At 73.4% G+C, this 6289-nt stretch carries 5 protein-coding genes; 2 read left to right on the top strand and 3 right to left on the bottom strand.

The genetic code is table 11. The annotated features are described in order from the left end of the window. Together WD250_07820 and murJ are read left to right on the top strand one after the other, a co-directional pair. On the top strand, nt 1-490 hold a 490-nt coding region (locus WD250_07820), incomplete at its 5' end, for a prolyl oligopeptidase family serine peptidase (protein ID MEX2620112.1). Between the two features lie 55 nt (nt 491-545). Further along, on the top strand, nt 546-2228 hold the full coding sequence (gene murJ / locus WD250_07815; GenBank protein MEX2620111.1) for a murein biosynthesis integral membrane protein MurJ: 1683 nt from the start codon (nt 546-548) through the stop codon (nt 2226-2228). 20 nt (nt 2229-2248) lie between these two features. Here murJ and WD250_07810 read toward each other — a convergent pair whose 3' ends face one another. The 3 genes from WD250_07810 to WD250_07800 form a co-directional block, all read right to left on the bottom strand. Beyond that, nucleotides 2249-4078, bottom strand: a complete 1830-nt coding sequence (locus tag WD250_07810; GenBank protein MEX2620110.1) for an AAA family ATPase — start codon at nt 4076-4078, stop codon at nt 2249-2251. A gap of 151 nt (nt 4079-4229) precedes the next feature. Further along, a complete protein-coding gene (locus WD250_07805; protein MEX2620109.1) occupies nt 4230-5528 on the bottom strand; it encodes a dihydrolipoamide acetyltransferase family protein in 1299 nt (432 codons plus the stop codon). A 22-nt stretch (nt 5529-5550) separates the two neighbouring features. Beyond that, nucleotides 5551-6289: transketolase C-terminal domain-containing protein (locus WD250_07800; GenBank protein MEX2620108.1), on the bottom strand; the 739-nt coding region annotated here is incomplete at its 5' end.

Genomic DNA, 6289 nt, shown 5'->3' with positions numbered 1-6289 from the left:
GCTGACCAGCACAAACACCAATCAGCGCACGGCTATCCAGGAAACTCGGGCTAGCTCCTACGGTGGCTACGCCGCCCTGTGCGCCGCGACCGTCACCCCCGAGCGGTTCACCTGTGCGCTGGCCGCCTGCGCCCCCGCCAACCTGCTGACGCTGCTCCGCGCGGTGCCGCCGCATCCGGCGTCGCGGCGAGCCATGCTCCACCGGCGCATCGGCCACCCCGACACCGACGCCGACATGCTGTGGGCGCGCTCCCCCCTGTCGCGGGCCCATGACCTCTCGATTCCGCTGCTCCTCGCCCAGAGCGCCGACGACCCGCGCGTCACACCTGCCGAGAGCGCGGAGCTCGTGGCCGTGCTGCGCGACCGTGGCCTCGACCACGACCACCTCGTCTTCGAGGGCGAGGGCGGCCGCCTCACGACGCCCGCCAACCGCATGCGGTTGCGCGCGGCCGCCGAAGCATTCCTCGCCCGACACCTCGCGGGTGGGTGACCTCGACAAGCGCCCCGTAGCATCACCGCCACGCAATCGAACGAACGGTGCACGTGTGGCGGACCCGGATCGGCCCGCCGCCTCCTCCCGAGGCGGGTCCACGCTGGTGGCAGCGGGGATCTTCCTGTCACGGATCAGCGGGCTGGTCCGCGAGCGGGCGATGGCCCACTTCCTGGGCACGAGCTTCGCCACCGACGCGTTCCGCGCCGCGATGCGCATCCCGAACCTGCTGCAGAACCTCCTCGGCGAGGGTGTGCTCTCCGCCTCGTTCATCCCCGTGTACAGCCGGCTTCTCGCCGAGGGACGCCAGCGGGACGCCGGCGTGGTCGCCGGGGCCATCGCCGGCCTGCTGACCGCCCTGACCGGCAGCCTGGTCCTCGTCGGTGTGCTCTTCGCCGAACCCATCACCCGGGTGATCGCCGCGGGGTTCACCGGGGCCCGGTTCGACCTCACCGTGACGCTGGTGCGCATCGTCACACCCGGGATCGGGTTCCTGGTCCTCTCGGCGTGGTGCCTCGGGGTCCTGAACAGCCACCGCCACTTCTTCCTGTCCTACGTGGCGCCGGTCGTGCTGAACGCCGTGCAGGTCGCCGTGCTCGTCGGCTTCGGCCTGACGGTCTTCCGGGGCGGCTCGGAGGAATCCGCGGCGCTCGCCGGATTGGCCACGGCGCTCGGGTGGGGCACGTTGGCCGGGGGGGTCCTGCAGTTCGCGGTGCAGCTGCCGAAGGTGGTGCGTCTGGTGCCCGGGCTGCGTCCGAGCCTGCGCACCGGCGACCCCGGCGTGCGCCGGGCCGTCCGCGCGTTCGGCCCGGTCGTCGCCGGCCGGGGGGTCGTCCAGCTGTCGGCCTATGTCGACACCCTCCTCGCGAGCTTCCTCGTGGCCGGGGCCCTCGCCGCCCTTGGGTACGCCCAGATCCTCTACCTGCTGCCGATCTCGCTGTTCGGGATGAGCGTGGCCGCCGCCGAGCTCCCGGAGCTCTCCAGCACGACCGCCGACGACCAGGGCGTGCTCCTCGTTCGACTGGACAGCGGACTGGCCCGCATCGCCTTCTTCGTCGTGCCCACCATCGCTGTGTATCTCGCGATCGGCGACCTCGTCGTGGGCGCGATCTTCCAGACCGGCGAGTTCGGGACCGCAGCCACCCTGCAGGTGTGGGGGATCCTCGCGGGGTACAGCGTGGGCCTGTTCGCCTCGACCGGCTCCCGGCTCCTCCAATCGGCCCTCTACGCCATCGGCAACGTGGCCACGCCGGCCAGGATCAGCGCGCTGCGGGTCACCATCTCGGCGGCGGTAGGCGCGGTCCTGATGCTGCAGCTCGACCGGGTCGGCGTGAGCCCGGACGGGGTCGCCCTGATGGGCGACCTGCCGGCGTTCTCGCCGTTGCCGGCGGCCATGCGCGACAGCGCCCCGGACGTGCCGCGGCTGGGGGCGCTCGGGCTCGCCCTCGGGGCGGCGGTGGGGGCCTGGCTGGAGTACCTGCTGCTGCGCCGGGCGGTGGGCCGGCGGATCGGTGTGACGCGGCTGGGCGGCGGCGACCTGCGGCGCACCGTCCTGGCGATCGCGCCGGCCGCCGCCGCTGGCGTGGCCGCGCGCCCGCTGCTGGACGACCTGCCGCCGCTGGTCGCCGGCCCGGTCGCGGCGGGCGTGCTCGGCGTGGTGTACCTCGCCGTGGCCTGGCGTCTGCGCATCCCCGGGGCGACCGGCCTGGTCGACGCGGTCCGCCGGCGCCTGCCCTGACCCGGGCGCGCAAGCCGGGCTCAACCGGCCAGTGGCCGGCGGCCGTCGACGCGGTCGACGCGGTCGACGATGCCCCGCAGCGCGGCCGCGTTCAGCGTCTCGTGCTGCAGGAGCTCCTCCGCAACCGCGTCGAGCAGCACCCGGTTGCCGATGAGCAGCTCCCGGGCCCCCTCCAGCGCCGCGACCAGCAGCTCGCGGACCGCCCTGCGCAGCACGTCGGCGGTCTCACCGAGGCGCCGGTCGTCCTCGTGGATGAACACCGGCCCCACGAGCTCGGACATACCGAACTCGGCCGCCATACGGGTGGCGAGCCCCGTCGCCGAGCGCAGGTCACCCGAGGCGCCCTGGGTGTAGGCGGCGCCGTAGACGAGCTCCTCGGCGGCACGGCCGGCCATGGCCACGACCAGCTGCGCCCGGGCCTGCGGTGCCAGCAGGAACTGGTGGTCGTCACCGGTCATCCATGTGACCCCCCCGGCGTGCCCGCGGGGCACGATCGAGACGCCGGCCGGGTCCATCGCGTGGGGCTCCAGGAATGCGGCCACCGCGTGGCCCGCCTCGTGCCACGCCGTGATCTCACGGTCGCGCTGGAGGACCTCCAGGCTGCGCCGCTCCGGGCCGAGCATGACGGTGGCGATCGCGGCGTCGACGTGACGCTGGTCGATGCGTGTGGCGGCGTCGCGCCCGGCGGCGAGCGCAGCCTGGTTGACCAGGTTGGCGAGGTCCGCGCCGGTGAACCCCGGCGTCCGACGCGCGGCCTCGGCCAGGTCGATCGCGCCCAGGGGCCGGTCGCCGAAGTGCAGGCGCAGGATGGCCTCGCGGCCGGCGCGGTCGGGTGGGCCGACGCTCACCTGGCGGTCGAAGCGCCCCGGGCGGATCAGCGCGGTGTCCAAGGTGTCCGGGCGGTTGGTCGCTGCGAGCACGACGATCTGGGACTCGGCGAACCCATCCATCTCGACCAGCAGCTGGTTCAGGGTGTTGTCCCGCTCGTCGTTGCTCGTCAGTCCCCCGCCACGGCTCTTGCCGATCGCGTCGAGCTCGTCGATGAACACGATCGCCCGCGCCGACTTGCGCGCCTCCGTGAATGCGCCCCGGACCCGGGAGGCCCCGACCCCGACGAACTTCTCGATGAAGTCCGAGCCGGACAGGGAGAAGAACGGTACGTCCGCCTCACCGGCGACCGCGCGGGCGAGCAGCGTCTTGCCCGTTCCCGGCGGCCCCACCAGCAGGACGCCCTTGGGCGCCCGGGCCCCCAGGTGCGAAAACTGGTCGGGGTCGCGGAGGTAGGCGACGACCTCGCGGAGCTCGTCGGTGATCTCCTCCGCCCCTCCGACGTCGGCGAACCGCGTGGCCGGCGACGTGACCTGCCGTGGACGGCTGCCGAGCATGCCGGTCGACCGCAGCCTGGCGCGCAGCAGCAAGAAGAGGCCGAGACCGAGAACGCCGAACACCCCCAGGCGGGCAACCAGGGCGCCCGGCGGCATCGCGGAGCCTCGCTCGACGGTCACCTCGACATCGGCGGCGAGCGCGGACTCGACGAGCGCGGCGGAGAAGCCCTCAGGGTACGACGACTCGGCCAGCGTGCCGTCGGTGAGCTCCACCGTCGCCGTGTGCACGCGATCCTGCAGGGTGAGCGTGACCGCCTCGCCGACGATGATGCGCTCGTCGAGCTCGGACAAGCTGAGTGTCACCGGTCCGCTGTCGGCGTCGGCGATGGCGAAGACCGCGAGCGACATGACGACCAGGGCGGTGAAGACCCCGGCCGCGACGCGCGTGCGCGTCTCTTGCAGCCAGGCGCTGGTGGTGCGGCGGGGTGCGGGTCGTGGGGCTGGACGCTGCTGGTCGTGGGACACCAGGGCTCCGAACTGCCGTGCATGGGCCGAGAGCACCAGCGCAAGGGTGGCGCGGTGCCTCCCCGATGGTAGTCAGCCAGGTCGCGGACGCACGAAGTCGCCGGCCGCAGCGGCCCGGCCACCCGATCTGGGATGCCGACGCCGTGGGCGGTCAGAGCGCGGCGAGCAGCCTCGTCGGGCTCTCCACGCAGTCGGCCACGTAGCGCAGGAAGCCGGCCGCCTCCCCGCCGTCGGCGACCCGGTGGTCGAACGAGATCGACAGCTGCATCACCTTGCGGACCGTGACGGCGCCGTCCACCGCCCACGGTCCGTCGCTGATGCGCCCCGTCCCGAAGATCGCGACCTCCGGGTGGTTGATGATCGCGCTCGCGCCGTCCACGCCGAACGAGCCGTAGTTGCTGACGGTGAACGTCCCCCCGGTCATCTCCCCGGGGGTGAGCGTGCCGTCCCGGGCGCCGCGGGCCAGGCGGCGCAGCTCGGTCGCGATGTCCAGCGTGGACCGGCGGTCGGCGTCCTTGATGACGGGCACGACCAGTCCCCGGTCGGTCTGGGCGGCGAAACCCAGGTTCACGAAGCGCTGGACGACGATTTCCCGGGCGTCGGTGTCCAGGCGCGCGTTCAGCATCGGGAACTCCCGCAGGCCGGCGACGCAGGCGCGCAGGATGATCGCCAGGGGGGTGATCCCCACGTCCGGGTGGTCGGCGTGCAGGTCGTCGCGCAGCTCCATCAGCGCCGTCGCGTCGCAGTCCACCCACGTCGTCGCCTCGGGGATCTCGCGGCGGGACCGGGTCATCTTCTCCCCCACCAGCTTGCGCACGCCGCGCACGGGGATGCGCTCGACGAGATCCCGGTGCGCGCCCTGCGCCGCCGGGGCCGGCTCGGTCTCGCCAGCGGATGCGTCCAGGGACGCCGCGGGCGCCCCCGGCCCTTCGGCGTGGGCGCGCACGTCGTCGCGGGTGATCGTGCCGTCGGGCCCGGACGCCGGCACGTCGGCGAGGTCGACCCCGAGGTCCTTGGCCATCTTGCGCACGGGCGGCTTCGCGCGTGGCAGGTCGCCCGGGGGCGCGACCGCGGCCGGCTGCTCGCCGCCACGGCGGCGGCGGCCCCGACCCCCGCCCGTGCCGTAGCCGACCAGCACGCTGCCCGACTCGCCGTTGCTGCCGGCCCCGGCGTCGGAGGCGCCCGACCCGCCGGCACCCCCCTCCTGACCCTCGACCTCGACGCTGACCAGCGGTTGGCCAACCGCCACCTCGTCGCCCTCGGTGGCATGCAGCGCCGCCACCGTCCCCGCGAAGGGGCTCGGCACCTCGACGACGGCTTTGGCGGTCTCCACCTCGGCCACCGGTTGGTCGACCACGACGGCATCGCCGACCGCCACGAGCCAGCGCACCACCTCGCCCTCGGTCAACCCCTCACCGAGGTCGGGCAGCAGGAAGTCCTTCATCGCCATGAGAAGCCCTTCGTCGCCATCATCAGAATCGCAGGGACCGGTCGACGGCGTCGAGGATGCGGTCGACGTCGGGCAGGTAGAACTGCTCGAGTTTGGCCGGGGGGTAGGGCACGTCGAACCCGCCGACCCGCAGCACGGGCGCCTCCAGGTGGTAGAACGCCCGCTCGGCGACCTGGGCGGCCACCTCGGCACCGAAGCCGGAGAACACCTGCGCCTCGTGGACGACGATGGCCCGCCCGGTGCGCCGCACGCTCTCGACCACCGTGTCGTGGTCGAAGGGCACGAGGGTGCGGACATCCACGACCTCGAGGTCCCAGCCCTCCTCCGTGGCGGCCTCGGCCGTCTCCATGCATGTGCGCACCATCGGTCCGTAGGCGATCAGGCTGGCGGTGCGCCCCGGCCTGCGGATGACGGCCCGGCCGAACGGCTCGGTGGCGATCGGCAGGTCGATGTCCTCCTTCAGCCAGTAGCGCCGCTTGGGCTCGAAGAAGATCACCGGGTCCGGGGAGTCGATCGCCTCCCGCAGCAGCGAGTACCCGTCGCCGGGCGTCCCCGGGGAGACCACCTTCAGCCCGGCGACGTGGGCGAAGAAGTTCTCCGGGCTCTCGGAGTGGTGCTCGACCGCACCGATGCCGCCCCCGTAGGGGATGCGCACGACCACGGGGACCTGCACGGTGCCCCGCGAGCGGTTCCGCATCTTGGCGAGGTGGCTGACGATCTGCTCGAACGCGGGGTAGGTGAACCCGTCGAACTGCATCTCG

This window comes from Egibacteraceae bacterium (assembly GCA_040905805.1).
GTDB lineage: Bacteria > Actinomycetota > Nitriliruptoria > Euzebyales > Egibacteraceae > DATLGH01.
Note: the sequence above shows the minus strand (reverse complement) of the source record. Positions and strands in the feature narration are given on the sequence as shown.

Excerpts from the sequence above, each read along its gene's own strand:
- WD250_07805 (MEX2620109.1), bottom strand. The coding sequence starts at position 5,528 with ATGGCGATGAAGGACTTCCTGCTGCCCGACCTCGGTGAGGGGTTGACC.